The following is a 26,011-nucleotide window of genomic DNA, read 5'->3' as shown; positions in this document are numbered from 1 at the left end:
TTGAAAACACAAAGATACTGTTCTTGTAACTAATTTTATATTAGTTGGGTTTTAAAAGGCTATTTAACTGTTAATATTTACTGTTTTTTGCTTATTTTTTAGTAAACTTGGCATTATTTTATTCAAAAGAAACATTTAAATGAAATTTACCAAACTCCTTCTACTGTTTTGCATATTTGCAACTTTCTTAACCTCAGCACAAAATAAAGAGATAACCCTAGAAGATATATGGACTGGCGCCTTTAGAACCGAAGGTATGGACGCCTTGCACTCCATGAAAAACGGGCAGCAATATTCTGTTTTGAATTTTGATAGAACCTCTGGAACCACCTCTATAGATGTTTACGATTATAAGACCCTGAAAAAAGTGAAAACTTTGGTGAATTCTAACCAATTAGAGGCCATTCCAAATTTTTCGGATTATACTATTAGTGAAGATGAAAGTAACATACTTTTGGCTACAGATGTGACGCGTATTTTTAGACGTTCGTCTTTAGGGACTTATTATGTGTACAATACCAAAACAAAGGACCTTAGCTTGGTAGCCGAAGAACAGATTCAAGAACCAACCTTTTCCCCAGATGGTACTAAAATTGCCTATGGCTATAAAAACAATCTTTTTGTAAAAGATTTGAGCTCTGGAACCACCACACAAATCACTTTTGATGGGGAGAAGAACAAAATCATCAATGGTATCACAGATTGGGTTTACGAGGAAGAGTTTGGATTTGTTCGCGCTTTCGAGTGGAATGCAGCCAGTGATAAGATTGCATTTATCCGTTTTGATGAAACCCAAGTACCAGAATTTTCAATGGATGTCTATGGTTCGGCTTTGTACCCTACGCAAGATGTGTTTAAATACCCTAAGGCAGGAGAAGCCAACGCTTTGGTGTCGCTTCATTTGTATGAGTTGAAAACCGATACCGTTACTGAAGTGAAAGTGAACAAAGACTACACCGATTTTTATATTCCCAGAATAAAATGGACCAATGATCCAGATGTGTTGAGTGCCCATTATTTAAACAGACACCAAAACGAATTGGATTTATGGTTTATAGACGCTAAAAACCAGACAGCAACCTTGGTTCTTGAAGAAAGGGATGTTGCTTATGTGGATGTGACAGACAATTTAACTTTTCTAAAAGACAATAGTTTTATCTGGACCAGCGAAAAAGATGGCTACAATCACATTTATCACTATTCAAAAGAAGGAGATTTAATAAACCAGGTGACCAAAGGAAACTGGGAAGTAACAAGTTATTATGGATATGATGAAAAAAGCCATAGAATTTTCTACCAGTCCACCGAAAACGGTTCCATTAACAGGGATATTTATTCCATAAAACTGAATGGTAGGGATAAGGAGCGTTTAACCAAAAGCGAAGGTACCAACAGAGCCTCTTTTAGTGCCGATTTTTCTTATTTCATCAATACGTTCTCCAATGCTTCCACACCACCAGAATACACATTGAACGATGCCAAAACAGGAGATTTAATCAAGAGCATTAAGGACAACGACAAACTCTCTGAGACTTTGTTGGACTATAAAACCTCCAAAAAGGAATTTAGCACCATTCATGTAAACGGAAACGATTTAAATATGTGGATGATTAAGCCAGCAGATTTTGATGCCTCCAAAGAATATCCATTATTTATGTATCAATATTCTGGTCCAGGGTCTCAAAGTGTTTCCAATACTTGGAACAGTGCTAACGATTATTGGTATCAGTACTTGGCTCAAAAAGGCTATATTGTAGCATGTGTAGATGGTAGGGGAACCGGTTATAAAGGAGCCGATTTTAAAAAAGTCACACAAAAAGAATTAGGGAAATACGAAGTTGAAGACCAGATAGAAGCAGCCAGACAATTAGGTAAACTACCTTATATTGACGCTTCTAGAATAGGAATTTGGGGCTGGAGCTATGGAGGCTTTATGAGCAGTAATGCGCTTTTTAAAGGAAACGATGTATTTAAAATGGCCATTGCTGTGGCACCTGTAACAAGTTGGCGTTTTTACGATTCTGTATACACAGAGCGTTACATGACCACACCTCAGGAAAATCCTAGCGGTTACGATGACAATTCCCCAATAAACCATGTTGATAAATTAAAAGGAGACTTTTTGTTGATACATGGTACAGCAGATGACAATGTACATGTGCAGAACACCATGCGTATGGTGGAGGCTTTGGTGCAAGCCAACAAACAGTTTGAGTGGATGATCTATCCAGACAAAAACCATGGTATTTATGGTGGCAACACGCGTTTGCATTTATATACCAAAATGTCTGATTTTATAGATAGAACTTTAGGAGATAAGATACCTGAGGCATCAAAAAACCATGAAGAAAAAGTAAAGATTAAAGGATAAGATAACGAACTAACTAAACACTATATGTCAAAATCAATTTTAACAGAACAGGGAGAACCAGAATTATTCGGACATCCTAAGGGATTATTTTATTTGTTTTTTGCTGAACTATGGGAACGTTTTAGTTTCTATGGGATGCGAGCTTTGTTAATGCTATACATGGTTAATGAAATTTTCCAGGCATTGGCAGAACGAGACACAGCAGCTGCAGCAGTATATGCTTCTTATGGTTCCTTGGTTTATGCGTCCACAGTTATTGGAGGTCGTATTTCCGATAAGATATTAGGGATGCGAAGCTCCATTTTCCTTGGAGGTGTTTTAATGGCTTTGGGACATTTTGTTCTTGCCATTGAGAATGATGTGGCCTTCTTTTTGGCCTTGGCATTTATAGTGGTAGGAAACGGTTTCTTTAAGCCTAATATTTCCACCTTTGTAGGGTCTTTGTATAAAGATGGGGATAGACGAAAAGATTCTGGGTTTACCATCTTTTACATGGGAATCAATATTGGAGGTTTTGCTGCACCATTGCTTTGTGGTTGGCTTGGTGAAACCTATGGTTGGCACTATGGATTTGGACTTGCTGGAATTGGGATGTTAACAGGTCTCCTATTCTTTTGGAGTGGTATAAAAAAGAATGTGTTTGGAGACAGGGGAATGCCTCCCAATAAGGAAATATATGAAAAGAAAATATTGGGTATTCCACAAAAAACATTTGTTCCCATTGTTGCCTTTTTAGCAGCTCCTGTGGTTGCACTTATGTTGGCAAGTTATAAGGATATTGGTGGAGGAGATACCTTTTTAGGGGATCAGAACGTGGTGAATTTGCTTTTTAAGCTCATAGGTGTTGGCGTTTTGATTTTTATGACCTATGTGATTATTAAATCCAAACCAGATGAGCGAAAAAAATTAATCATGGCCGTTTTAATAACCTTTTTCATGACCTTGTTTTGGGGTTTCCATGAATTGTCCGGAAGTGTTATAACCTTGTTTGCCGACAGAAATGTGGCTTTAGAGGGTATTATGAATGCCAGTCAAACCAACTCGTTAAACTCTTTGGTTATCATTGTGCTTTCCATCCCAATTTCGTTGCTTTGGGCCTATTTGTCCAAAAAGAATTTAAACCCTAGAACCCCTTATAAATTTGGTTTGGGCTTGTTACTGGCTGGTTTGAGTTTTTATATTCTATCCTTAAGTGGAGGAAGTGCAGACGAGAACGGTATGGTTCCATTTGCTTACCTGTTTATCATGTATGTGGTTATTTCCATTGGAGAATTGTTTATGTCTCCAGTAGGGCTCTCTAAAATAACCGATTTGTCGCCACAAAGAATTGTTGCCTTTATGATGGGGATTTGGTTTTTGTCATCGGCCTATGCTTTTCAAATTGTAGGTTTTATTTCCAAACAACTAGCCGTTGAAAGTACAGACGTAAATGTTGGTGGTTTACAAACATTGGCAATATATACAGACGGGTTTGGCTTAATTGCCAAGTATGCTCTTGGGGCAGGACTTGTGGTATTGATCTTTTCGCCATTAATGAAAAAATTAATGGGCAATGTCCACTAAAAAAAGAACTAACTAAATTTATTATATATGAATACAGATGTTGAAAATCTATTTAAAGACAAGGTAATAGGCCATCCAGCCGGACTGTTTGTACTGTTTTTTACCGAAATGTGGGAACGTTTCTCGTTTTATGGGATGCGTATATTATTGGTATTGTTTTTAACAGCTCCAATTTTAAGTGATAATCCAGGATGGGAATGGCCAAGGGAACATGCTTTGGCTTTAATAGGTACTTATGCCTCCTTACTTTACTTAACTCCAATAATAGGAGGTTGGGTTGCCGATAAAATTACAGGATATCGTGTGGCTGTGGTTATAGGTTGTTTGATCATGACCTTAGGGCACGCTTCCATGGCTTTTGAGACCACCACAAGCTTTTACATAGGTTTGGCCTTGTTGGTAGTGGGAACCGGTTTCTTTAAGCCCAATATTACCTCTATTATTTCTGAAATGTATAAAGGCAAGGAATCCAAAAAAGATGGTGCTTATACCATTTTCTATATGGGAGTAAATGCAGGTGCTTTTTTTGGAATGATGTTATGTGGTTATCTGGCTGAAAACTACGGTTGGTCTTGGGGCTTTGGTTTGGCAGGAATCTTCATGTTATTGGGGATGCTTCAGTTTTGGTTGGCTAAAGATTTGTTTGGAAACGTAGGTGGCAAACCATCCATAAAACATGTGGTTGAAATCCCTCAGAATATCAATGAAGAAGCACCTAAAGAACAAGAAGAGCCAGATGCAGATGAAAAGTTGAACCCTTTTACCATGTTCGATAAAATTTTAGTGGTGTTATCTTCCCTTGGAGGTTTGATTTATCTGTTTAACGATCCCTTGGAAAAAATTGATGGCTCCAGTTTGGTGCCATTTACAGTAGGTAATTTAAGCGGTTCCAATTTTGTGGTGCTTTGTGCCTTGGCATTATTCCTAATCTTGCTTGTAACAAGAATTGCCAGGTATTTACCAATTGTTAGGGACCGTATTATAGCCGTGTCTATCTTTGGGGTGTTTACCGTATTTTTCTTTGCGTTTTTTGAGCAATCTTTAGGCTCCATGACGCTTTTTGCCAGAGATTACACAGATAGGACCTTGGTAGGAAGTTCGGCCATGATATTTAAAGTGGTTGATGCTTTGTTGACAACCGTTCCCTTAATGATCATTACTTGGGTACTTTGGTTGTTGGCCAAAAAAACGTTTTCCAGAATAGGTTTGTCCAATGTCATTTTGGCTCTGGCCTTTGCTGGTTTGTGGTTCTTGGTTATATTTAGGTTGATGGACAAGTTCTCTCAAGAAGGGAACGAGATTGAAGCCACTTGGTTTGGTATTTTAAACTCGTTCTTTATTATTACCTTGGCACCTTTGTTTTCCCGTTGGTGGGAAAGCAAATACAATCCAAGCGCTGCCATGAAATACGGTTTAGGTTTAATTTTGTTAGGTTTAGGTTTTGCCATCTTATCATATGGAGCTTCAGAGATACCTTCAGGAGCCAAAACAGCTTCGGTTAGTATCATCTTTTTAATATTGGCTTATTTGTTGCACACCATGGGCGAGTTATGTATTTCCCCAGTAGGCTTATCGTATTTAAGTAAGTTGGTACCTGCCAGAATGATTGGATTTATGTTTGGGGTTTGGTATTTGGCCATTGCCGTTGGACAAAAAGCAGCGGGTACCATGGGAGGCATGATAGATAAAATTTCAGAACAATATTCCTTAGGGACTTTCTTTTTAATTTTTACCTTAATCCCTATAGGTGTTGGAATTATCTCCATTATATTAAACCCGTTATTAAAACGATTGATGCATAACGTACGTTAATCGAATAAAGCGTTAAAATTTATAGAAAACACTCCTGAATTGGAGTGTTTTTTATATTTTAGGAACAGTTTTTGAAACCTACAGAACTTATTTACTAAGTTTGAAATTATACATTATTATGAAAAAATTACTATCTGTATTTGCCATTTTATTATTTGTTGTTAATATATCTGCTCAAGAAATTAACTGGGTCACTTTAGAAGAAGCTGTAGCGCTTCAAAAGAAAAACCCAAAAAAAATAATGATTGATGCCTATACCAACTGGTGTGGACCATGCAAAATGTTGGATAAAAACACTTTTAAAAACAAAGATGTGGCAGACTACGTAAACAAGCATTATTATGCCGTGAAATTTAATGCCGAAGGCAACGAGACCATTAATTTTAAGGGTAACACCTTTACAAATCCGGGTTATAATCCTGCCAATGCCAACAGACGTAATTCGCAACACCAATTATCGACCTATTTTAGTGTCAGGTCTTATCCAACCATTTTGTTTTTGGATGAGCAGGCCGAGTTTTTAAGCCCAGTTATTGGGTATAAAACGCCACAACAGCTGGAACTATATTTGAAGTTGTTTAAAAACGATGCGCATGTAAACATGAAAACACAAGAGGATTTTTCTGCTTATTACAGTGCTTTTAAACCGGAATTCTCAAATTAATCCCCTTTTAAATTTACTACAAAAGCTCCCTTTTTATATGTATGATGAAAAGGGACTTTTTTGTTTTTACAGGTCGCTTCCCATCGCATGACATAGGATTTGTAGTTGCTGCCATCTGCAATTATCAGTTTCGGACTCAAACTATCAATAAGCCGAACCAGATTGATTTTAGGGGAATCGCGTAGTAAGACGAGTTCTGGTTTAAAGCTGGAAACTTGGTACACACCAAGGCTGTCTATAATTAAAAGGAGCTTCTTGTTTAGTCGGTAAAGGGGCAGAATGTCCTCTTGCTTAATCTCTGAAATATGATGGTTCGTTGCATAATTTACAAGCATGGTTTCGTTTAACAGTTTTGTGCTATCCAGCGAATGATGTACTTGCAGGATGCCGTTTTCTTGAAAGCCAAGAATGGAAGATTGGCTTTTATGGAACACCATCCATTTGGAATCGGTTTTTGTTTGATATTTAGTGTACAGGCTTGCAGATTGAAACAATATTATAGCCACCAAAAGCATGCGTATATTTTTATAGTCTTTATGTTTGTAAACATGGTATATGCTTACAATGATGGCATAACTGGTCAATACTTGAAGCAGGTTGCATGCTATGTCCTTAAACAGGAACGCTTCTTGTTGGGAAATCCATCTAAAAAACTGGTTCATCCATCCAATTATCTTTCCATAGAACAGAGCCACAAAATTGGGTAATATGTTGCATAAGGCCAGGACAATTACAGCAATGCCATAAGCCAAAATAACCCCTAGAAAAGGAATGACAATAACGTTTGAGAGAAAAAACAGCCCTGGGATTTGATGAAAATAAAATAAACTTATAGGCAAGACACCAAACTGTGCAGCGATGGATACGATAAAAGCTTGCCATAACTTATCCACTACCCAATATTTGGGCTGCCAAAAGCTATACAGTAAGGGATAGATGGTTACAATGGCAATCACAGCCAAATAACTTAACTGAAACCCTACATCAAACAGTATGTTGGGCTTAAAAAGTAAAATGATAAATGCCGAACAAGCTAAAATATTCAATGTGTTGGTAGGTCTTTTGTAATTTAAGGAAATTGCGACCAGGCTAAACATTAGTGCTGCCCTGGTAACAGAGGCAGAAAGACCTGTAATGACTGCAAATCCCCATAGGCATAAGATAATCAGGATGATTTTATATACGCGTCCATGCTTGAGCAACCCCACTGGCTTGAACAGCATATTTAAAAACAATAGAATGATGCCTACATGTAAACCGGAAACAGCAAGGATGTGAACGGCTCCAGAGTTTTTGTAGTCTTCGTAGATTTCTTTGGAAATATCATTTCGCTGACCCAATAAAAGGGCGTTGATTATGGCGCGTTCATTTGGTTTAAACGGATATTTTTTAAGCTCTTGGTTAATATGTGCCCTTAAGGCATTGGCATAGCCAAACAGTGTGTGCTTTTCCTTGCTTGCAACAAATGTTTCTTGGTAAGTGCCATACATTTGCGAATAGATGTATTTGTTTTCCAAAAACGATTTGTAATTGAATTGCCCCGGATTTAAAGGGCTTTTAATGGGAAGTAAAGCTGTTTTTACAAACAGGACATCATCAACTTCAAACGCACTGGACAAGGAGTCTTTTTTCAAATTTAGCAATGCCAATCCGTTAACTGAAATACTATCGATTTTTAAGAGTTTCACAACATATCTGTCGTTGTAAGTGTTGGATTTTAAAAGGTTTGAAACTTTAAGCTTTATTAAGGAAGGGGTTTCGTTTAAATGGTTACTGTAAGCTGTATAGTGGTTTTTATGGAGTTTCTGGTCGTGTAACTTTTCAATATTAACACCTAGGGAGACCATGGTTAAAAAGGCTATGGTTCCAAACCAGATATTTCTGGTGAACAAAGGCTTGGAAAGGACATAGGCTATGCTAAGGAATACTATAAGTATGGCCGTAATTATTACAGAACCGGTTAAGGAAATATCTGTAACCTGAGCCAATAGAATTCCTAAAACCAAACAAAAGGTTAGCTTAACAATAACAAAGTCAAGTAGTTTCACATAAGTAAGATACTAAAAAACTTATAATATTCTACGTGCTTGTACGAAAGCAAAATACCAATATTTTTCAGATAATCTAGAAGTAATCACACCACTGCTTGTGGTGGAATGAATAAATTCCACATAACCAGACCTGGCTTCGGTAACCAGGCCAACATGGTTGATGTTTCGGCTGTTTTTTTGGGTTGCAAAAAACAGTAAATCGCCTTTTTGAACTTCTTTGACATCTACCCAGTTTCCGGTAGTTGCCAAAGCTCCAGTGGTTCTGGGCAGCAAGATGTTTTCGCTGCTATAGGCTGTGGTTATCAGGCCAGAACAATCCATGCCTTTTTTAGAGGATCCACCATATTTGTAGCGCACTCCATTGTATTTTTCGGCTGTTTTAATAATGTTTTCTATGCTGGCTTTTGAGGCAGGACTTACGTGGTTATTGGGTTTTTTGGCAACCGCTGTTGTTCTAGTTGTTTTTTTGCTTGAAGCTGCTGTTTTTTTGGACGACTTGCAAGCCGATAAGCTTAATAGAAGACACAATAAAAAGACTGTTTTTCGCATGTTAATTTTTAATGGCATTGTAAATTAGTTTCGCTGTTTTTTGGCTAGCTCCCTTTCCTCCAAGTTTCTTCTCAAGTTCGTAATAATCAATAAAAAACTTTGTACGCTCGTAAGGGTCTAGAATGAGGTCCAGTTCCCTTTTTAAGGATTTGGTGTTAAAGTTGTCCTGGATCAATTCCGTAACCACTTTTTTATCCATGATTAAATTCACCAAAGAAATATACTCAAGATTGATTACGCGTTTCCCAATTTGATAGGATATCCAATTGCCTTTATAACACACAACTTGAGGCACTTTAAATAAAGCTGTCTCTAGAGTGGCAGTTCCAGAAGTAACCAAAGCAGCTGTAGAGACAGAGAGTAAATCGTAGGTCTTGTTGGAAATAAAACCCACGTTGGCATTTTTAATAAAAGGCTGGTAAAAACTGTAATCCTGACTTGGAGCGCCAGCAATAACAAATTGGTAATTGGGGTATTGGTTTACCAAAGAAAGCATCACCGATAGCATTTTTTTAATTTCCTGTTTTCTGCTTCCAGGTAAAACGGCAATGATGGGTTTTTCGTTTAACTCGTAGTCAGCCCGAAAGGCATACTCGTCCACTTGATGCCTGTTTGCTATGGCGTCTATGGTTGGGTGTCCCACAAAATGAACTGGGTAGTTATGTTTTTTTTCGTAAAAATCTTTTTCAAAAGGAAGTATCACATACATTTCATCCACATCTCTTTTTATGGCTTTGATTCGGTTTTCTTTCCAGGCCCAAATTTGAGGGGAGATATAGTAATGTGTTTTAAAGCCTTTTTGTTTTGCCCATTTGGCTATTCTTAAGTTAAACCCTGGGTAGTCAATAAAAACAATTACATCTGGGTTAAAAGCTTCAATATCTTTTTTGCAAAAAGACAGGTTTTTAAATATGGTTCTCAGGTTCATGAGCACTTCGGCAAAGCCCATAAAAGCCAAATCCCTATAATGTTTTACTAAGGTATCGCTAGTGGCTTCCATTAAGTCGCCTCCCCAAAACCTAAACTGGGCATTGACATCTTCTTTAAGCAATGCTTTCATTAGGTTTGAGCCATGTAGGTCTCCAGAAGCTTCTCCAGCAATAATATAGTATTTCATCTAGATAAATTTAAAGACAAACGTTGAAACAGCAATAATAATTGTAATTAAAAGTACGCCTCTTGCCCTATAATCCTGTCTTTTTTTAATAAAGACAAAAAACGCCAGAAGGTTTAATATGGCTCCCAAACTGATGAGTTTGCCCAAAAAGCCTTCAGAAGAAGCCGCTTTTAGGACCGAAACAACATCTTCGCCATTCCCAAAGAAACTAGTGGCAAAATAAAGTCCTATCACATTGGCAATAAGCCCAACGACAACACCAATAAGCAATTCCTTTTTCATACAAGCAAGTGTTAAGTTTTATTAAAATCCCAAGTGTTTAAAGTTGTAATGGCATGATGTGCCGTTAAATCAAATTGTACAGGAACTACAGAAATATAGCCGTTTTCCAAGGCCCATTCATCTGTATCGTCACCATGGTCTAAATTTACAAATTTTCCAGTTAGCCAATAATAATCTTTGCCTTGTGGCGACTGTCTCTTATCGAATTCCTCTTCCCAATTGGCTCTGGCTTGTCTGCAAACCTTGATGCCTTTCATATCTTTTTCAGGTAAATTGGGAAAATTGACATTTAAAACCACCTGTTCTGGAATGCCGTTTTCCAAAGCATTTTTGGCTATGGTTTTTGCGTATTTTTTGGCAACTTCAAAATTGGCATTGTAGTTATAATCCAAAAGCGAAAACCCAATGGCAGGAATGCCTTCAATTCCGGCTTCCAAGGCTGCGCTCATGGTGCCTGAATAGATTACGTTTATAGACGAATTGGAGCCATGGTTTATGCCAGAAACGCATAAATCGGGTTTTCTTTTTAGTATTTCCCTTACAGCCAGTTTCACACAATCGGCTGGTGTGCCGGAACAACTGTATTCTTCCTGGTTTCCTTCATCTATATAAACACGTTCCAAGTGCAACATGGAATTAATGGTAATGGCATGTCCCATACCACTTTGTGGGCTGTCTGGAGCTACCACTACCACATCTCCAAGTTCTTTCATGACTTCTATTAGAGCTCGAATTCCTGGAGCTGTTATTCCGTCATCATTGGTCACTAAAATTAGAGGTTTTTCTGTCATTCCAACTATAAATTAACAGTGCTAAAATACATAAATTCCTACGGAAGACATGAATTTTTCTGGTTTAACAAAAAATTAGTACCAATTGTCTTTATTGGCATAGTTTTTTCTTTAAATTAGTAAAATAAAAAGACACTTTTGGGAAGGTTTAATCGATTAGGTTTTAAATTGCCCACAAATTTCAATCCTAAAAAGTGATTATTAAATTAATATGATAAGATTTATGAAAAGGAATTATAAGATTTTGGTGTTAGTGCTTTTATTGGCATTTGCTTCTTGTAGTTTTACTACAAAAACGTTTGAAGATCCAGATAAAGATAAATTACTGATACAGGTCATTACTTATGTCTTACAACGAGGACACTTTGATCCAAAAGAGATAAACGATGATTTTTCTGCAGAGGTATTTGCAGATTATTTGGACCAACTGGATCCTTTAAAAAGGTATTTCTATAAATCGGATATTGAAGAATTTGAAGCCTTTAAATTCCAATTGGACGATCAGTTAAAAGAATACGACATTTCGTTTTTCAATTTAACCCACGACCGTTTGGTGCAACGTATCGAGGAGTCTAAAGCCATTTACAAGGAAGTTTTGGACACGCCATTTGATTATTCCATAGACGAAGAATTTAATTCCGATTACGAAAATATTGGTTATGTAAAGAACAAAAAGCAAATGAAAGAGCGTTGGAGACAACAGCTTAAATTTTCTAATCTGGTAAATTACGACGATTTAATGTCTGCACAAGAAACCAGCGAAGAAAAGAAAACACTCACAGAAATTGAAGCTGAAGCTCGGGCAGAAACCCTAAAATCCATCGATTTATACTATAACGATTATATAGACGACCTGGACAGACAGGACTGGTTTTCTATGTATATCAATGCCATTGTAGAGGAATTTGATCCTCATACAAACTATTTTGCCCCCGAAGATAAGGAGAATTTCAATCAGCAAATGTCCGGAAAACTGGAAGGGATTGGAGCCCGATTGTCCAAGCGTATGGATAACACCAAAATTGTTGAGCTTATTTCCGGAGGTCCAGCATGGAGAGGGAACGAGCTGGAGGTAGGCGATATTATCATGAAGGTTCGTCAAGAAGATGAAGAAGAGCCGGTAAACATTGTGGGTATGCGTCTAGACGATGCCATTAAACTTATAAAAGGGCCCAAAGGCACCACTGTTATCCTAACCGTAAAAAAGGTTGATGGTACCATTGAAGATATCAGTATCACCAGAGATGTGGTTGAAATTGAGGAAACCTATGCCAAGTCTTCCATAGTAGAAAAAAACAACAGACGTTTTGGGGTTATCAATCTCCCAAAATTTTATGTGGATTTTGAAGATTACAAAAGCAGAAATGCTGCTTCAGATATTAAGCAGGAAATAGAGCGCTTAAAAGCTGAAGGCATGGAAGGTCTTGTTTTGGATTTAAGGAATAATGGAGGAGGGTCGCTTCCTGTGGTAGTGGATATTGCAGGTATGTTTATTAAAGAAGGACCCATAGTACAAGTTAGGGCAACTGGAGAGCCAAAAGAAGTGTTAAAAGACAAGGATAAATCCATTGTTTGGGATGGTCCTTTGGTAATTATGGTGAATGAGTTGTCTGCTTCAGCATCTGAGATTTTAGCAGCAGCCATGCAAGATTACAAACGTGCCATTGTGATAGGTAGCAAGCAAACCTATGGTAAAGGAACCGTTCAAAACTTTTTGGATTTAAACAACATGGTTAGAAATAATAAAAATGGCGATTTAGGTGCTTTAAAATTAACCACCCAAAAATTCTACAGAATCAATGGAGGTTCAACCCAACTTGAAGGGGTTAAAAGTGATGTGGTTGTTTTAGATAGATATAGTTTTATAGATGTAGGTGAAAAAGACCAAAAAAACCCATTACCTTGGGATAAAATCGATTCTGTGGATTATACCTTTTGGGATGGATATTTTGACTACAATGAAACCATAGAGAACAGTACCCAGCGTATGAATGCGAATGAGCAACTAAAGCTAATAGGTGAAAATGCCAAGTGGATCAAAACCAGAATGGACGAAAACATTCATTCCTTAAACTATAAAAAATATAAGGCGCAATTAGAGTTAAATGAAGAAGAAGCCAAGCGTTTTGATAAAATTTCCGAATATCAAAGTAATCTAACCTTTGAATCCCTGCCTTATGAAAAAGAACTGTTTAAAACCGATACCATCCTTAAAGAAAAAAGAGACCGTTGGCATAAAAGTTTAAGTCAGGATGTGTATGTGGAAGAAGCTATTAACGTATTGGAAGACTTAAAAATGTCTTATGCTATCAAAAAGGTAGCCAATGTTAAAGATTAATAATCAATGAGTGAAATTACAGGCTCATTAAGTACTTTAGCGCTCCAAAAATTCAAACAGGATTTTTGGGGCGTTTTTAGCTTTTGGTTTATTGTTTTGGTAGGTTTTGTTTCTGTGTTTGCCTATGTTTTAGCTCCAGACAATTCGCAGCATGCCAACCAGATGCATTTGTCCATACATTCCAAAAAACCTGGCTTTAAGGTACAGATGCTCAGCATCCCTTCCAGTATCGCTCAAGACCAATCTGTTATTGATAGGCTGTTTTTTGGTAAAAAAAATCCAGCCTCCGAAATTCCAATATCGGCATATCGAATAACAGGCAACAAATTGTTATATACAGAATATGCTTCCGATGGTCTTGAAGGAGCCGAAAAAGAATTGGATTTAAGCAATCACCCAAACTTTAACGAAGCCACATTTATTAAAGAGCAAACTTTTATTTTTGGTACAGACAAATATGGACGCGATTTGTTAAGTCGTATTCTTGTTGGGGCAAGAATTTCTTTCTTTATAGGTTTTGTAGCAGTCTTTATTTCATTGGTTATTGGTATTTTTATGGGAAGTGTGGCAGGCTATTTTGGTGGGAAAATAGATGCTTTCATCATGTGGATTATTAATGTAACCTGGTCCATACCAACCTTACTTTTGGTTATTGCCATTACCTTAGCTTTAGGCAAAGGCTTTTGGCAAGTGTTTATTGCCGTAGGTTTAACCATGTGGGTTGAAGTAGCCCGAGTGGTACGTGGGCAAATTATAAGTGTAAAAGAAATGCAGTACGTAACTGCCGCCAGAGCTTTGGGATTTAACGATTTTAGGATAATAACCAAACATATTTTGCCAAACATCATGGCTCCTGTGATTGTTATTTCAGCAGCAAATTTTGCGGCTGCCATTTTAATTGAAAGTGGCTTGAGTTTTTTGGGCATTGGCGCACAACCACCCATGGCTAGTTGGGGAGCCATGATTAAAGACCATTACAATTATATTATTTTAGGAAAGCCCTATTTGGCGTTAATTCCAGGTTTTTGCATCATGAGTTTGGTTATGGCTTTCATGCTTATAGGCAATGCTTTAAGAGATGCTTTAGATGTAAAAAGCGCCTAAGTTTTTTTGCTAAAGCTATGATAAAGTTTCCCGTTTTGCAGCAGCAAATCGGTTTAGTCTAATCGCATGTTTTTATTAAGTGAGTGTATGTATTCCAAAACGGCTTCTTTGCCAATGTCCTTTGAGGATGAAGTAATAAAATAGTCAGGCATTTCTTCCCAAGCTTCCAGCATGATGGCTATATAATCGGCTACGTGCTTTTCAATGGCTTTGGGTTTAAGCTTATCGGCTTTGGTAAAAATAATGGAAAAAGGAATGCCATTTTCTCCCAGCCACTGCATAAATTCCAAATCTATGGGTTGGGGTTTGTGCCTAATATCCACCAATACAAAGGCAGAAACCAACTGCTCTCTCAAGCTAAAATATTGGGTTATGAATTTTTGGAACGTTTTTTTTGCGCTTTTGGAAACCTTGGCATAACCATAACCAGGCAGGTCTACCAAATACCAATTTTTATTGATAATAAAATGATTGATAAGCTGTGTTTTTCCTGGTCTTCCAGAAGTTTTTGCCAAACTTTTCCTATTGGTTAGCATGTTTATAAGAGACGATTTTCCCACGTTGCTTCTGCCAATAAATGCATATTCCGGAATGGTGTTTTTTGGGCATTTAGAAACATCGGAATTGCTCATTACAAATTCAGCCGATTTTATTTCCATAGATCATTTCCCTAAAAAGGAATGTGTTTTTAAAGGGTTTAAAACCCTTTTTTGGTTAACCAGTTATTTAAAATCTCATTAAACTCATCTGGATGTTCCATCATGGCAGCATGGCCACATTTGTCTATCCAAAACAGTTCGGAGTCTGGTAAGAGTTCATTAAATTCTTCAGCAACTTCAGGAGGTGTCACTGTGTCGTTTTTCCCCCAAATAATACAAGTTGGAGTGGTCATGTTGGGCAAATCTTTTGCCATGTTGTGTCTAATGGCACTCTTGGCAATGGCCAATGTTTTAATAAGTTTGTTTCTGTCGTTTACAGTTTCATAAACTTCATCAACTATTTCTTTGGTGGCAATTTCAGGATCGTAAAATACGTCTTGTGCCTTTTTCTTTATCACCTCGTAATCACTACGTTTGGTATAACCTCCACCCATGGCACTTTCATATAGTCCAGAACTGCCAGTAATAACCAAGGCTTTTACTTTTTTAGGATATAATTTTGTATGATATAAACCTATGTGTCCACCTAAAGAGTTTCCTAACAAAATGACTTCGTCAAATCCTTTAAACTCAATAAAATCGTGTAAATATTTAGCAAAACTCTTAACGTTGGTTTTTAATAAGGACATCGTATAGATTGGTAATTCAGGAATTACAACTTTATAACCCTTGGTGCTAAAGTATTTTGTAACCGACTCGAAATTACTCAATCCACCCATTAATCCGTGGAGCACAATTATGGGTGTTCCTTCGCCAACTTCAATATATCTGTAATCTTTTTCTTTTTTTAGTCGATGCGCCATTAATTCGTTAATCTTAACATTGAAACAAATATAGTTAAATCATTCATATTATTTTCATAATAATTACATCTCCTTAGTGCGCCTTGTTAAAGAGATATTAACAAGATGTCTTTAAAAATACATCCATTTTGTAACCTTCTGAAAAAGAGCTTTTAACATTTATGAAGCTTCTGAAATAACGAAATAAACATGCTGTTAATCGAAAATTTATCAACAAAGTGGTAAAATGTGGTAAAATGTGGTATATTTTTCGATATATTTGAAACTTAAACACAAAATCGAGAACGAACCCCTTTGAACTCATTAATAGGAACATACGAATGTAAAGTAGATGCAAAAGGCAGACTGATGCTTCCTGCTGCGCTTAAAAAGCAGTTGTCTCCTGTATTGCAAAATGGGTTTGTTTTAAAGCGAGCAGTTTTTCAACCTTGTTTGGAATTGTATCCCATGGAAGAGTGGGAGGCTTTGATGCAGCGAATTAATAAGCTTAACCGGTTCAAGAAAAAGAACAACGATTTTATTAGGCGTTTTACGGCTGGTGTTAAAGTCGTGGAAATTGATGCTACGGGGCGTTTGTTGATACCAAAGGATTTGGTTGTTTTTGCTGATATCTCCAAAGAGATTGTGCTTTCGGCTGCTGTGAACATTGTGGAAATTTGGGATAAAGATAAGTATGAACAGGCCATAGACGATGCTACTGTAGATTTTGCAGATCTGGCTGAGGAAGTTATGGGACAAGATGATGAAGCGCATGGACTATCATAATCCAGTATTATTGAAAGAAACCGTAGATGGTTTAAATATCCGGGAAGATGGTGTTTATGTGGATGTGACTTTTGGAGGAGGAGGACACAGTAAGGAGATCTTGAAACGATTAGGAACTAAAGGGAAATTATTTGCTTTTGATCAGGATGCTGATGCGCTTGAAAATACAATTCACGATGACAGGTTTACCTTGATCCATGAAAATTTCAGGTACATCAAACGGTTTTTAAGGTTTTATGGTGTGAAAGAAGTGGATGGTATTTTGGCAGATTTTGGTGTTTCATCCCATCAATTTGATGTGGCAGAAAGAGGGTTTTCTACCAGATTTGAAGCCGATTTGGATATGCGCATGAATCAAAGCAGCAGTCTTTCGGCTTATCATGTAGTCAATGAATATGATGAAGAACAGCTTAAAAACGTGTTGTTGCAATATGGTGAATTGAGAGCAGCGCCAGCCATGGCAAGTTTAATTGTGGCCAGTAGAGCTGTTGAACCTATTAAAACAAGTGAACAATTAAAAAGGGTGTTAAAGAAATTTTTGCCACCTAAACACGAAAATAAAGTGTTGGCTCAAATATATCAAGCCATTCGGATAGAGGTCAACCAAGAAATTGAAGCTTTGAAAGAGCTTTTGTTGCAAACACCGGATTTGCTGAAACCAGGAGGTAGGTTGAGCGTCATTTCCTATCACTCTTTGGAAGATAGATTGGTAAAACGCTTTATAAGAAATGGCTTGTTTGAAGGAGAGCCAGAAAGAGATGTATTTGGGCATTTTGAAGTGCCTTTAAAAAAAGTTGGAGGATTAATAGTTCCAAGTAAAGAAGAAATTAAAATAAACAATAGAGCTAGAAGTGCAAAACTAAGAGTGGCTGAAAAGTTATAGATGAGAAAAAGTGTGTCAAATATTTTAAAAGGAACCTTTTTGGTTAATGACGATGCGTTTAAAAACTGGAGAATGATCCTTTTTATTTCGTCACTAGCATTCGTTATGATAGCCAGCTCACATAGTGCAGATAAAAAAGTCCATAAAATAGCCAGATTGAATAATGAAGCAAAAGAATTGCGATCGGCATTTGTGGATGGCAGAAAAAAACTCATGGAACTCAAAAAAGAGTCGGTTGTAGAATTAAAGATGAAAGAAAAAGGCTTGTCCATTTCAGAGATTCCACCAACCAAAATTAAAGTTAAATCCCAAAATTAGTTCGACTTGGCAGTAAAAGAGAAGAACATATTAAACCGATTGTATTTTATAGCAGGATGTATGTTCATCTTCGCTCTGGCAGTTGTGTTTAAACTTTTGAGCATTCAATTTATTCAAGGGGACAAATACCGGGAGTTGGCAGAAGAACGCACCATTAAAAACGTGGTGATTCCTGCCAATAGAGGCAATGTGTATTCGGTTAATGGGAATTTACTGGCTACTTCTGTCCCTAAATACGATATTAGGATAGATGCTGTGACTTCAAAAGCAAAAGTATTTGAAGAAAATTTAAAACCATTGGCGGACTCCTTGTCCAAATTTTCAGGAAAGCCATCATCCTATTACCAAAAAGAAATTAGGAAAGCTAGAGCAAACAGAAACAGATACTACTTATTGGCGAGGGATATTGGATATTCCGATTACATACGAATAAGAAATTTCCCATTATTGAATTTGGGAGCTTATAAAGGAGGTTTGATTGTTGAGCAAACAACCAAAAGAGAGCATCCTATGGGTGGCGTTGCCGAAAGGACCATAGGTTACGAGCGTTTTGATGAAAATGGCAATGTAACCAGGCCAGGTATTGATGGTGCTTATGGTGTAAAGTATTTACGTGGAACCGATGGTTTAAGGTTGAAACAAAAAATTGGCAATGGACAATGGAAACCTATTGCGGATTATAATCAAGTAGAACCAAAAGATGGGTATGACTTGTATACAACCATTAGTGTTAACATTCAGGATATTGCGCATAATGCGCTATTGCAGCAATTGGAGCACTACGAAGCAGAACATGGTTGTGTGGTTGTTATGGAAGTGGCAACAGGTGAAATACGTGCTATTTCAAATTTGGGAAGAACCAAAAACGGTTCGTATTACGAGAAATTAAATTATGCAGTGGGTGAATCGCATGAGCCAGGCTCCACATTTAAGGTCATGGCTTTAATGGCAGCTATGGAAGATAAGCTTGTGGACACATCTACAGTTGTAGATACCAAACAAGGTGTGAAAACTTTTTACGGAAGGAAAATTAGAGATTCCAAACATGGAGGTTATGGAAAAATTTCTGCAGCAAGAGCTTTGGAAGTGTCATCAAATATAGGATTGGCAACCATTATAGATGAAGCCTATTCCAAAAACCCTGAAAAATTTCTCAACCGTTTAAAAAGTTGGAATTTAGATAAGCCTCTAGGCTTGCCAATTTTAGGAGAAGGAAAGCCTGTGATTTACGAACCTGGACATTCAAAATGGAGCAAAAATGCTTTGCCTTCCATGTCTTATGGATACAATTTAAAGTTAACACCTTTGCAAACACTCACATTTTATAATGCCATTGCCAATAATGGTGTGATGGTAAAACCAACCTTTATTAAAGAGGTTAGGGAGCTGAACAAACAAATAGAGACCTTTGATAAAACAGTTATCAACAATAAAATTTGTTCCGATAAAACCATAAAGGAAATGCAGGAGATGCTCAAGAACGTTGTGGTTCGTGGTACAGGAAAATCTTTATACACGCCATACTTTTCTATGGCGGGTAAAACTGGAACGGCTCAAACAGAGTATTGGATGGACGATTGGGATGACAATAAAAGATATGTGTCTTCTTTTGCTGGGTATTTTCCAGCTGAAAACCCAAAATATTCCTGTATAGTGATTATACATAAACCTAGTATAGAAAAAGGCTATTATGGAGCAGATGTATCTGGGCCGGTTTTTAAACGTATTGCTCAAAAAATATTTACAGATACTCCTATTATTGATGAAGTTGAAACATTGGAAGTTAAGCATGTTGCTGTAGAAAAGGAGTTTGATAGTTATTACAAAACGGCACAAACCTATAAAACCATTATGCCGAATGTGGTTGGTTTGCCATTAATGGATGCTTTGGCTCTATTAGAGAATATGGGGCTTAAAGTTAAATTTCAAGGTGTTGGCATCGTAAAATCCCAATCTTTGGCTAAAGGATTGAAAATCAAGAAAAACCAAACAGTAGTAATAGAAGCCTCATGATGATTTTAAAAGACATATTGTATAAAGTTACCCTCAACGCTGTTGTAGGGAGTACAAACCTGTCTGTTAAACACATGGATTTTGATTCCAGAAACATTTCAGAACACGATGTGTTTGTTGCAATTAAAGGCACTGTTTCCAATGGTCATGAGTTTATAGATATTGCTATAGAGCAAGGAGCCATTGCCATTGTTTGTGAAACCTTGCCAGAGAATATCAAGCAAGGGATTACGTATGTTCAGGTGGAAAGCTCATCAAAAGCTTTAGCCATTATGGCCTCAAATTTTTATCAAAATCCTTCTGAAAACTTAAAGCTTGTTGGTGTAACAGGAACCAATGGTAAAACAACTATAGCTTCATTGTTATATCAGCTGTTTAAAAAGGCCGGTTTTAAAGTGGGTTTACTCTCAACTGTAAGAATTATGGTTGATAACAAAGCATACAAAGCAACCCATACCACACCAGATTCCTTGACCATAAATAAATATTTAAAAGAGATGAATGATAAGGGTGTGGCTTATTGTTTTATGGAAGTGAGTTCTCATGGTATTCACCAACACAGAACCGAAGGCTTACATTTTCAAGGAGGTATTTTCACCAATTTGTCTCATGATCACTTGGATTATCACGATACGTTTGCTGAGTATAGAGATGTTAAAAAAACTTTTTTTGACCAATTGCCGGCAACAGCTTTTGCTTTGGTAAACATGGATGACAAGAATGGCTTGATCATGCTTCAAAATACCAAAGCAAAGAAATATACTTATGCCTTAAAAGGCTATGCCGATTACAGGGCTCAAATTTTAGAGAACCAATTAAATGGTTTGTTGCTAAAAATAAATGAGAGTGAAGTTTGGACCAGACTTATTGGAAATTTCAATGCCTATAATGTGTTGGCCATTTATGCTACTGCCGAATTATTAGGTTTGGAGAAAGTGGAAACTCTAAGAATGATCAGTGAATTGGAGAGTGTGGCTGGGAGGTTTCAATATCTAATTTCAGATAACAAAATAACGGCCATAGTAGATTATGCCCACACACCAGATGCCTTAAAAAATGTTTTGGAAACCATAAACAGTATCCGAACCAAAAACGAAGAATTGATTACCGTTTTTGGGTGTGGAGGCAACAGGGACAAAACCAAACGTCCTAAAATGGGACATATTGCTTCGGCATTGAGCAGCAAAGTGATTATAACCAGCGATAATCCAAGAAACGAAGCCCCCGAAAGCATCATGGAAGATATTGAAAAAGGGATAGAACCACAAAATTTCAAGAAAGTCCTGTCCATAGCCGATAGGAAACAGGCCATTAAAACAGCCTGTCAGATGGCAAATCCCAACGACATTATCTTAATTGCAGGAAAGGGTCATGAAACCTATCAGGAAATTAAAGGGGAAAGATTTGATTTTGACGATTTTAAAATAGTAAAGGAATTTTTAAAACAACTGGAAAAATAACCAAGGGTTACCTAGAGCGCCTGTAGTCGAGCAGGTTGGCAAAAGGGCTTAAAAAATGAAATAAATATATGCTGTATTACCTATTCGAATATTTAGAAACACAGTTTCAGATTCCTGGAGCATCTCTCTTTGGTTTTATAACTTTTAGAGCTGCTTTTGCTGTTATTCTATCATTGCTTATTTCTACCATATTCGGAAAGCGTATTATTAAGTATTTACAAAAGCAACAGGTAGGGGAAACCATAAGGGATCTTGGGTTGGAAGGACAGGTAGAGAAAGCTGGAACACCAACCATGGGAGGTGTTATTATTATCCTTGCAACGCTTATTCCGGTTTTGTTGTTGGCTAAATTGGAGAATATTTATGTGATTCTTTTAATAGTTACTACGCTCTGGATGGGAACCATTGGGTTTATAGATGATTATATCAAGAAATTTAAAAAAGATAAAGAAGGGTTAAAAGGAAGGTTTAAGGTTTTGGGACAGGTAGGACTTGGTGTTATTGTAGGGGCAACACTCTATTTTCACCCAGAAGTTACTATAAAAGAAAAACTGCCTATAGCGCAGCAACAGGAAATTCTGGCTGAAAACGCAAAGGTGGAGTCGTCCAAGTTGTTTCAAAATGAAGAGCGATCAACCAAAACAACCATTCCCTTTGTAAAGTCCAATGAGTTTGATTACGCCGAAATAATTTCTTGGGTAAATCCAGCGTGGGCCAAATATGCTTGGATTATTTTTATTCCCATTGTTATTTTCATTATCACAGCCGTTTCCAATGGTGCCAATTTAACTGATGGTATCGATGGTTTGGCAGCAGGCACTTCGGCTATTATAGTTTTAACCTTGGGTATTTTTGCTTGGGTTTCGGGAAATATTATTTTTTCAGATTACCTAAATATCATGTACATCCCAAGAGTAGAGGAAATCACCATTTATATAGCGGCTTTTGTAGGTGCATTGGTTGGATTTTTATGGTACAATGCTTATCCAGCCCAAGTATTTATGGGAGATACAGGAAGCTTAACCATAGGAGGGATCATTGCTGTTATTGCCATAGCTGTTAGGAAAGAATGGCTTATTCCAGTGTTATGTGGCATTTTCTTGGCAGAGAATTTATCTGTGGTTTTGCAGGTAAGCTGGTTTAAATACACAAAGAAAAAATATGGTGAAGGAAGACGCATTTTTAAAATGTCACCTTTACACCATCATTATCAAAAATCAGGATATCACGAAAGTAAAATAGTTACCAGGTTTTGGATTGTTGGAATCTTGTTGGCAATTATTTCAATTGTGACTTTAAAAATCAGATAAATTTTGTCTTGCTTAAACAGTTGAAGCATTTCAAAAAAAACATAGAATGGCAAAACAAAGATTAGTCATATTGGGAGGAGGGGAAAGTGGCGTGGGAACAGCCCTTTTAGGAAAGGCAAAAGGCTTTGAAGTTTTTGTTTCAGATAAGAATAAAATTAAAGAAAAGTATAAAGACGTTCTTATACATCATGAGATTGAATGGGAAGAAGAAACCCATACGGAATCCAAAATTCTAAATGCCAATTTGGTTATGAAAAGCCCTGGGATTCCAGAAAGAGTGCCTTTGGTAAAACAGCTTCGGGAACAAGGGGTTCCAATTGTTTCAGAAATAGAATTTGCTGCCAAATTCACCCAGGCGACCCTAGTAGGTATTACAGGAAGCAATGGAAAAACAACCACAGCATCGTTAACACACCATATTCTTAAACAAGAATTGGAGGTAGGCTTGGCCGGAAATATAGGAGATAGTTTTGCCAAGCAAATACTGGAAAAAAATTACCCAAACTATGTGTTGGAGATCAGTAGTTTTCAGTTGGACGATATTGTAGGGTTTAAGCCTCATATAGCAATAATTACAAATATTACCCCAGACCATTTGGACAGATATAATTATGAGTTTGAAAATTATATCACTTCAAAGTTTAGAATTGCCGAAAACCAAACAAAAGCAGATTATCTCATTTTTGATGCAGATGACCCAGTAATTGTGGATTGGTTGGAGAAGCATCCCGTTCAATCCACATTATTGCCATTTTCATTAGTAAAAAAAAATAAAAATGGCGCGTATTTAGAAAACGATAAAATTATAATAACAATAGATAACAACTCAATAGACATGTCAACAAAGGACCTAGCATTAGAAGGGAAGCACAACATTAAAAATGCCATGGCTGCTTCAACAGTAGCTCATTTATTACGAATTAGAAAACAAACCATTAGAGAGAGTTTGGAGAATTTTCATGGCGTGGAGCACAGATTGGAAAATGTGTTGAAAATTAACAAGGTTCAGTATATAAACGACTCAAAAGCAACCAATGTCAATGCCACGTATTATGCTTTGGAAAGTATGGATGCCCCAACTGTATGGATAGTTGGAGGACAGGACAAAGGCAACAACTATCAAGAACTCTTTCCGTTTGTAAATGAAAAAGTAAAGGCTATTATTTGTCTTGGTGTAGACAACCAAAAGCTGATGGAAAACTTTAGCTCTATGGTTGATGTTATAATTGAAACCCAGTCTATGAGCGAGGCTGTAAAAATAGCCTATAAGTTGGCCGAATCAGGTGATAATGTTCTGCTGTCTCCAGCTTGTGCCAGTTTTGATTTGTTTGAAAACTATGAAGATAGAGGAAGACAGTTTAAAGAAGCTGTAAGGAATTTATAAACCCAAATACCAATTGTTGACAAAGAGGTGGCTTAAGGTCTGGAATCGATAACATGAAAACAGTATTTAAAAACATAAAAGGAGACCGATTGATATGGGCGATTGCTGCTTTGTTGGCAATTTTCTCATTTCTTCCTGTGTATAGTGCTGCAAGTAATTTAGCTTATGTAGGAGACAGTGGAAATACATTTGCTTTCTTTTTAAAGCATTTAATGCACCTGTTTTTAGGGTTTACCATTATGTATGGCGTCCATAAAATACCTTACAGATATTTTAGGGGCTTATCCATTGTGTTGATTCCTGTTGTTTTGGTTCTATTGGTTATTACCATGTTGCAAGGTACAACCATAGAAGGAGCCAATGCCAGTAGGTGGATTCAAATCCCGTTGGTTAATATGTCTTTCCAAACATCCACTTTTGCTTTTGTGGTTTTAATGGTGTTTGTGGCTAGGTACATGTCTAAAATAAAAGATACAGAGATCACTTTTAAAGAATCCATTTTACCACTTTGGGTTCCCGTTTTCTTGGTATTGATACTTATTTTACCTGCAAATTTTTCCACAGCAGCCATTATGTTTGTTATGGTGTTGATGTTGGTGTTTTTAGGAGGTTATCCTGTAAAGTATTTAGCTGTTATAGTTGGTACAGGTATTTTGGCATTAACGTTTTTTGTGCTTATTGCAAAGGCATTTCCAGATGCTATGCCAAATAGGGTTGATACATGGATGAGTAGAATTGAAAGTTTTTCTGACGATGGTGATACCGAAGCGGATTACCAAATAGAAAAAGCGAAAATAGCCATAGCTACTGGAGGGATCCAAGGGGTTGGTCCTGGAAAAAGTATTCAGAAGAATTTTCTGCCACAATCCTCCTCCGATTTTATTTATGCCATTATTGTTGAAGAATACGGCCTGTTAGGAGGGCTTACCTTAATGGTATTCTATTTATGGTTGTTGTTTAGAATAGTGATAGTGTCGCAAAAGGCAGATACCATTTTTGGAAAATTATTGGTGCTTGGTGTGGGTTTGCCCATTGTATTTCAAGCCTTGATAAATATGGCAGTTGCAGTGGAGTTGTTTCCGGTTACAGGACAGACCTTGCCATTAATAAGCAGTGGTGGAACCTCGATTTGGATGACTTGTTTGGCATTGGGGATTATATTGAGTGTGAGTGCCAAACGGGAGGAAATAAAAGAACAAGAAGATAAGGAAGACAATCCGTTGGAAATTCTTTCGGAAGCCATATAAGTAATAAATTTTAAAGTCAAGAAAATTAGTGTCAACTAAAGAAACATATAGAATCATATTGTCGGGAGGAGGTACAGGAGGCCACATTTATCCTGCCATTGCCATTGCCAATGAATTGAAGCAACGTTTTCCTGAGGCTCAATTTTTGTTTGTAGGAGCTAAAGACAGAATGGAAATGGACAAAGTGCCTCAAGCAGGTTATGATATTGAGGGGCTTTGGATTTCTGGAATTCAAAGGGAATTCACCTTAAAGAACTTAAGTTTCCCTTTTAAATTAATAAGTAGTTTGATTAAAGCGCGAAAAATCATTAACAAATTTAAACCAGATGTGGTTATAGGAACAGGTGGTTTTGCCAGTGGGCCTTTATTGCAAGTGGCCACTTCCAAAGGGATTCCAAGTTTAATTCAAGAGCAAAATTCCTATCCAGGAATCACTAATAAATTATTGTCCAAAAAAGCCAATAAGATTTGTGTGGCTTATGATGGTTTGGATCGCTTTTTCCCTAAGGAGAAAATCATTAAAACTG

General features: G+C 37.0%; 22 protein-coding genes. 15 read left to right on the top strand and 7 right to left on the bottom strand.

The features are described 5' to 3' along the window. The first annotated feature begins 139 nt into the window (after window positions 1-139). From AACY93_RS06800 to AACY93_RS06785, 4 genes are all read left to right on the top strand, one after another. Window positions 140-2,371, top strand: a complete 2,232-nt coding sequence (locus AACY93_RS06800; protein ID WP_286853682.1) for a S9 family peptidase — start codon at window positions 140-142, stop codon at window positions 2,369-2,371. Window positions 2,372-2,395: 24 nt separating this feature from the next. Further along, window positions 2,396-3,934: an oligopeptide:H+ symporter gene (locus AACY93_RS06795; RefSeq protein ID WP_286853680.1), complete on the top strand. Its 1,539-nt coding sequence runs from the start codon at window positions 2,396-2,398 to the stop codon at window positions 3,932-3,934. A 27-nt stretch (window positions 3,935-3,961) separates the two neighbouring features. Further along, the gene (locus AACY93_RS06790; RefSeq protein ID WP_007648250.1) at window positions 3,962-5,746 is read left to right on the top strand and encodes a peptide MFS transporter; all 1,785 of its coding nucleotides are present in this window, start codon (window positions 3,962-3,964) and stop codon (window positions 5,744-5,746) included. A 118-nt stretch (window positions 5,747-5,864) separates the two neighbouring features. Continuing rightward, window positions 5,865-6,410, top strand: a complete 546-nt coding sequence (locus AACY93_RS06785) for a thioredoxin fold domain-containing protein (protein WP_007648251.1) — start codon at window positions 5,865-5,867, stop codon at window positions 6,408-6,410. Here AACY93_RS06785 and AACY93_RS06780 read toward each other — a convergent pair. Genes AACY93_RS06780 through surE form a run of 5 tightly spaced genes read right to left on the bottom strand, consistent with a single transcriptional unit; the run spans window position 6,407 to window position 11,200 of the window. Continuing rightward, entirely contained in the window at window positions 6,407-8,458 is a 2,052-nt protein-coding gene (locus AACY93_RS06780) for a ComEC/Rec2 family competence protein (RefSeq protein WP_286853675.1), read from the bottom strand. The two genes, AACY93_RS06785 and AACY93_RS06780, sit on opposite strands and share 4 nt — an antisense overlap. Window positions 8,459-8,479: 21 nt before the next feature. Beyond that, a complete protein-coding gene (locus tag AACY93_RS06775; RefSeq protein ID WP_286853673.1) occupies window positions 8,480-9,028 on the bottom strand; it encodes a C40 family peptidase in 549 nt (182 codons plus the stop codon). After that, a complete protein-coding gene (lpxB, locus tag AACY93_RS06770) occupies window positions 9,012-10,127 on the bottom strand; it encodes a lipid-A-disaccharide synthase (RefSeq protein ID WP_286853671.1) in 1,116 nt (371 codons plus the stop codon). Before lpxB ends, AACY93_RS06775 begins: the two co-directional genes overlap by 17 nt. After that, the gene (locus AACY93_RS06765) at window positions 10,128-10,409 is read right to left on the bottom strand and encodes a hypothetical protein (protein ID WP_286853669.1); all 282 of its coding nucleotides are present in this window, start codon (window positions 10,407-10,409) and stop codon (window positions 10,128-10,130) included. An 11-nt stretch (window positions 10,410-10,420) separates the two neighbouring features. Further along, the gene (gene surE, locus AACY93_RS06760) at window positions 10,421-11,200 is read right to left on the bottom strand and encodes a 5'/3'-nucleotidase SurE (RefSeq protein WP_286853667.1); all 780 of its coding nucleotides are present in this window, start codon (window positions 11,198-11,200) and stop codon (window positions 10,421-10,423) included. 223 nt (window positions 11,201-11,423) lie between these two features. Here surE and AACY93_RS06755 point away from each other — a divergent pair, with 223 nt between their 5' ends. Both AACY93_RS06755 and AACY93_RS06750 read left to right on the top strand, forming a co-directional pair. Continuing rightward, window positions 11,424-13,538 carry a carboxy terminal-processing peptidase gene (locus AACY93_RS06755; RefSeq protein ID WP_286853665.1) on the top strand — a complete coding sequence of 705 codons (2,115 nt, stop codon included), beginning with the start codon at window positions 11,424-11,426 and terminating at the stop codon, window positions 13,536-13,538. Between the two features lie 6 nt (window positions 13,539-13,544). Beyond that, window positions 13,545-14,642: an ABC transporter permease gene (locus AACY93_RS06750; protein WP_286853663.1), complete on the top strand. Its 1,098-nt coding sequence runs from the start codon at window positions 13,545-13,547 to the stop codon at window positions 14,640-14,642. Window positions 14,643-14,695: 53 nt separating this feature from the next. On the opposite strand, the gene yihA is transcribed toward AACY93_RS06750, so the two are convergent. Continuing rightward, window positions 14,696-15,301, bottom strand: a complete 606-nt coding sequence (gene yihA, locus AACY93_RS06745) for a ribosome biogenesis GTP-binding protein YihA/YsxC (RefSeq protein ID WP_286853661.1) — start codon at window positions 15,299-15,301, stop codon at window positions 14,696-14,698. A gap of 38 nt (window positions 15,302-15,339) precedes the next feature. Continuing rightward, the gene (locus AACY93_RS06740) at window positions 15,340-16,104 is read right to left on the bottom strand and encodes an alpha/beta hydrolase (protein WP_007648280.1); all 765 of its coding nucleotides are present in this window, start codon (window positions 16,102-16,104) and stop codon (window positions 15,340-15,342) included. A 294-nt stretch (window positions 16,105-16,398) separates the two neighbouring features. Between AACY93_RS06740 and mraZ the strand changes: the two genes are divergently transcribed. From mraZ to AACY93_RS06695, 9 genes are all read left to right on the top strand, one after another. Beyond that, window positions 16,399-16,869: a division/cell wall cluster transcriptional repressor MraZ gene (mraZ, locus tag AACY93_RS06735; RefSeq protein WP_040491526.1), complete on the top strand. Its 471-nt coding sequence runs from the start codon at window positions 16,399-16,401 to the stop codon at window positions 16,867-16,869. Then, window positions 16,856-17,752 carry a 16S rRNA (cytosine(1402)-N(4))-methyltransferase RsmH gene (gene rsmH / locus AACY93_RS06730; protein ID WP_286853886.1) on the top strand — a complete coding sequence of 299 codons (897 nt, stop codon included), beginning with the start codon at window positions 16,856-16,858 and terminating at the stop codon, window positions 17,750-17,752. The genes mraZ and rsmH overlap by 14 nt, the downstream gene beginning before the upstream one ends. Beyond that, entirely contained in the window at window positions 17,753-18,070 is a 318-nt protein-coding gene (locus AACY93_RS06725; RefSeq protein ID WP_007648299.1) for an FtsL-like putative cell division protein, read from the top strand. Between the two features lie 60 nt (window positions 18,071-18,130). Further along, on the top strand, window positions 18,131-20,083 hold the full coding sequence (locus AACY93_RS06720) for a penicillin-binding protein (protein ID WP_286853884.1): 1,953 nt from the start codon (window positions 18,131-18,133) through the stop codon (window positions 20,081-20,083). Next, a complete protein-coding gene (locus AACY93_RS06715) occupies window positions 20,080-21,543 on the top strand; it encodes a UDP-N-acetylmuramoyl-L-alanyl-D-glutamate--2,6-diaminopimelate ligase (RefSeq protein ID WP_286853658.1) in 1,464 nt (487 codons plus the stop codon). Before AACY93_RS06720 ends, AACY93_RS06715 begins: the two co-directional genes overlap by 4 nt. Window positions 21,544-21,611: 68 nt before the next feature. After that, entirely contained in the window at window positions 21,612-22,853 is a 1,242-nt protein-coding gene (gene mraY / locus AACY93_RS06710) for a phospho-N-acetylmuramoyl-pentapeptide-transferase (protein ID WP_286853656.1), read from the top strand. A 46-nt stretch (window positions 22,854-22,899) separates the two neighbouring features. After that, complete coding sequence (gene murD / locus AACY93_RS06705; protein WP_007648306.1) at window positions 22,900-24,237, top strand: UDP-N-acetylmuramoyl-L-alanine--D-glutamate ligase; 1,338 nt, start codon at window positions 22,900-22,902, stop codon at window positions 24,235-24,237. Between the two features lie 53 nt (window positions 24,238-24,290). Continuing rightward, window positions 24,291-25,484 (top strand): FtsW/RodA/SpoVE family cell cycle protein, encoded by a 1,194-nt coding sequence (locus tag AACY93_RS06700; RefSeq protein ID WP_007648308.1) that lies wholly within the window; start codon window positions 24,291-24,293, stop codon window positions 25,482-25,484. Window positions 25,485-25,512: 28 nt separating this feature from the next. Next, window positions 25,513-26,011: glycosyltransferase (locus AACY93_RS06695; RefSeq protein ID WP_339611513.1), on the top strand; the 499-nt coding region annotated here is incomplete at its 3' end.

Origin of the sequence: uncultured Xanthomarina sp. (genome assembly GCF_963971605.1) — a bacterium.
In the GTDB taxonomy this organism is placed as follows: Bacteria; Bacteroidota; Bacteroidia; order Flavobacteriales; family Flavobacteriaceae; genus Xanthomarina; species Xanthomarina gelatinilytica.
The sequence above is the reverse complement of the archived record's forward strand: the minus strand, read 5'-3'. Positions and strand labels throughout refer to the sequence as shown.

Bases quoted from the DNA above. Each gene is read 5' to 3' on its own strand.
- AACY93_RS06790 (WP_007648250.1), top strand. From the start codon at position 3,962: ATGAATACAGATGTTGAAAATCTATTTAAAGACAAGGTAATAGGCCAT.
- AACY93_RS06795 (WP_286853680.1), top strand. From the start codon at position 2,396: ATGTCAAAATCAATTTTAACAGAACAGGGAGAACCAGAATTATTCGGA.
- AACY93_RS06740 (WP_007648280.1), bottom strand. From the start codon at position 16,104: ATGGCGCATCGACTAAAAAAAGAAAAAGATTACAGATATATTGAAGTT.
- AACY93_RS06750 (WP_286853663.1), top strand. From the start codon at position 13,545: ATGAGTGAAATTACAGGCTCATTAAGTACTTTAGCGCTCCAAAAATTC.
- AACY93_RS06765 (WP_286853669.1), bottom strand. From the start codon at position 10,409: ATGAAAAAGGAATTGCTTATTGGTGTTGTCGTTGGGCTTATTGCCAAT.
- AACY93_RS06785 (WP_007648251.1), top strand. From the start codon at position 5,865: ATGAAAAAATTACTATCTGTATTTGCCATTTTATTATTTGTTGTTAAT.
- mraY (WP_286853656.1), top strand. From the start codon at position 21,612: ATGCTGTATTACCTATTCGAATATTTAGAAACACAGTTTCAGATTCCT.
- AACY93_RS06700 (WP_007648308.1), top strand. From the start codon at position 24,291: ATGAAAACAGTATTTAAAAACATAAAAGGAGACCGATTGATATGGGCG.
- AACY93_RS06800 (WP_286853682.1), top strand. From the start codon at position 140: ATGAAATTTACCAAACTCCTTCTACTGTTTTGCATATTTGCAACTTTC.
- AACY93_RS06775 (WP_286853673.1), bottom strand. From the start codon at position 9,028: ATGCCATTAAAAATTAACATGCGAAAAACAGTCTTTTTATTGTGTCTT.
- AACY93_RS06755 (WP_286853665.1), top strand. From the start codon at position 11,424: ATGAAAAGGAATTATAAGATTTTGGTGTTAGTGCTTTTATTGGCATTT.
- murD (WP_007648306.1), top strand. From the start codon at position 22,900: ATGGCAAAACAAAGATTAGTCATATTGGGAGGAGGGGAAAGTGGCGTG.
- AACY93_RS06720 (WP_286853884.1), top strand. From the start codon at position 18,131: ATGTTCATCTTCGCTCTGGCAGTTGTGTTTAAACTTTTGAGCATTCAA.
- lpxB (WP_286853671.1), bottom strand. From the start codon at position 10,127: ATGAAATACTATATTATTGCTGGAGAAGCTTCTGGAGACCTACATGGC.
- AACY93_RS06715 (WP_286853658.1), top strand. From the start codon at position 20,080: ATGATGATTTTAAAAGACATATTGTATAAAGTTACCCTCAACGCTGTT.
- surE (WP_286853667.1), bottom strand. From the start codon at position 11,200: ATGACAGAAAAACCTCTAATTTTAGTGACCAATGATGACGGAATAACA.
- AACY93_RS06725 (WP_007648299.1), top strand. From the start codon at position 17,753: ATGAGAAAAAGTGTGTCAAATATTTTAAAAGGAACCTTTTTGGTTAAT.
- yihA (WP_286853661.1), bottom strand. From the start codon at position 15,301: ATGGAAATAAAATCGGCTGAATTTGTAATGAGCAATTCCGATGTTTCT.
- rsmH (WP_286853886.1), top strand. From the start codon at position 16,856: ATGGACTATCATAATCCAGTATTATTGAAAGAAACCGTAGATGGTTTA.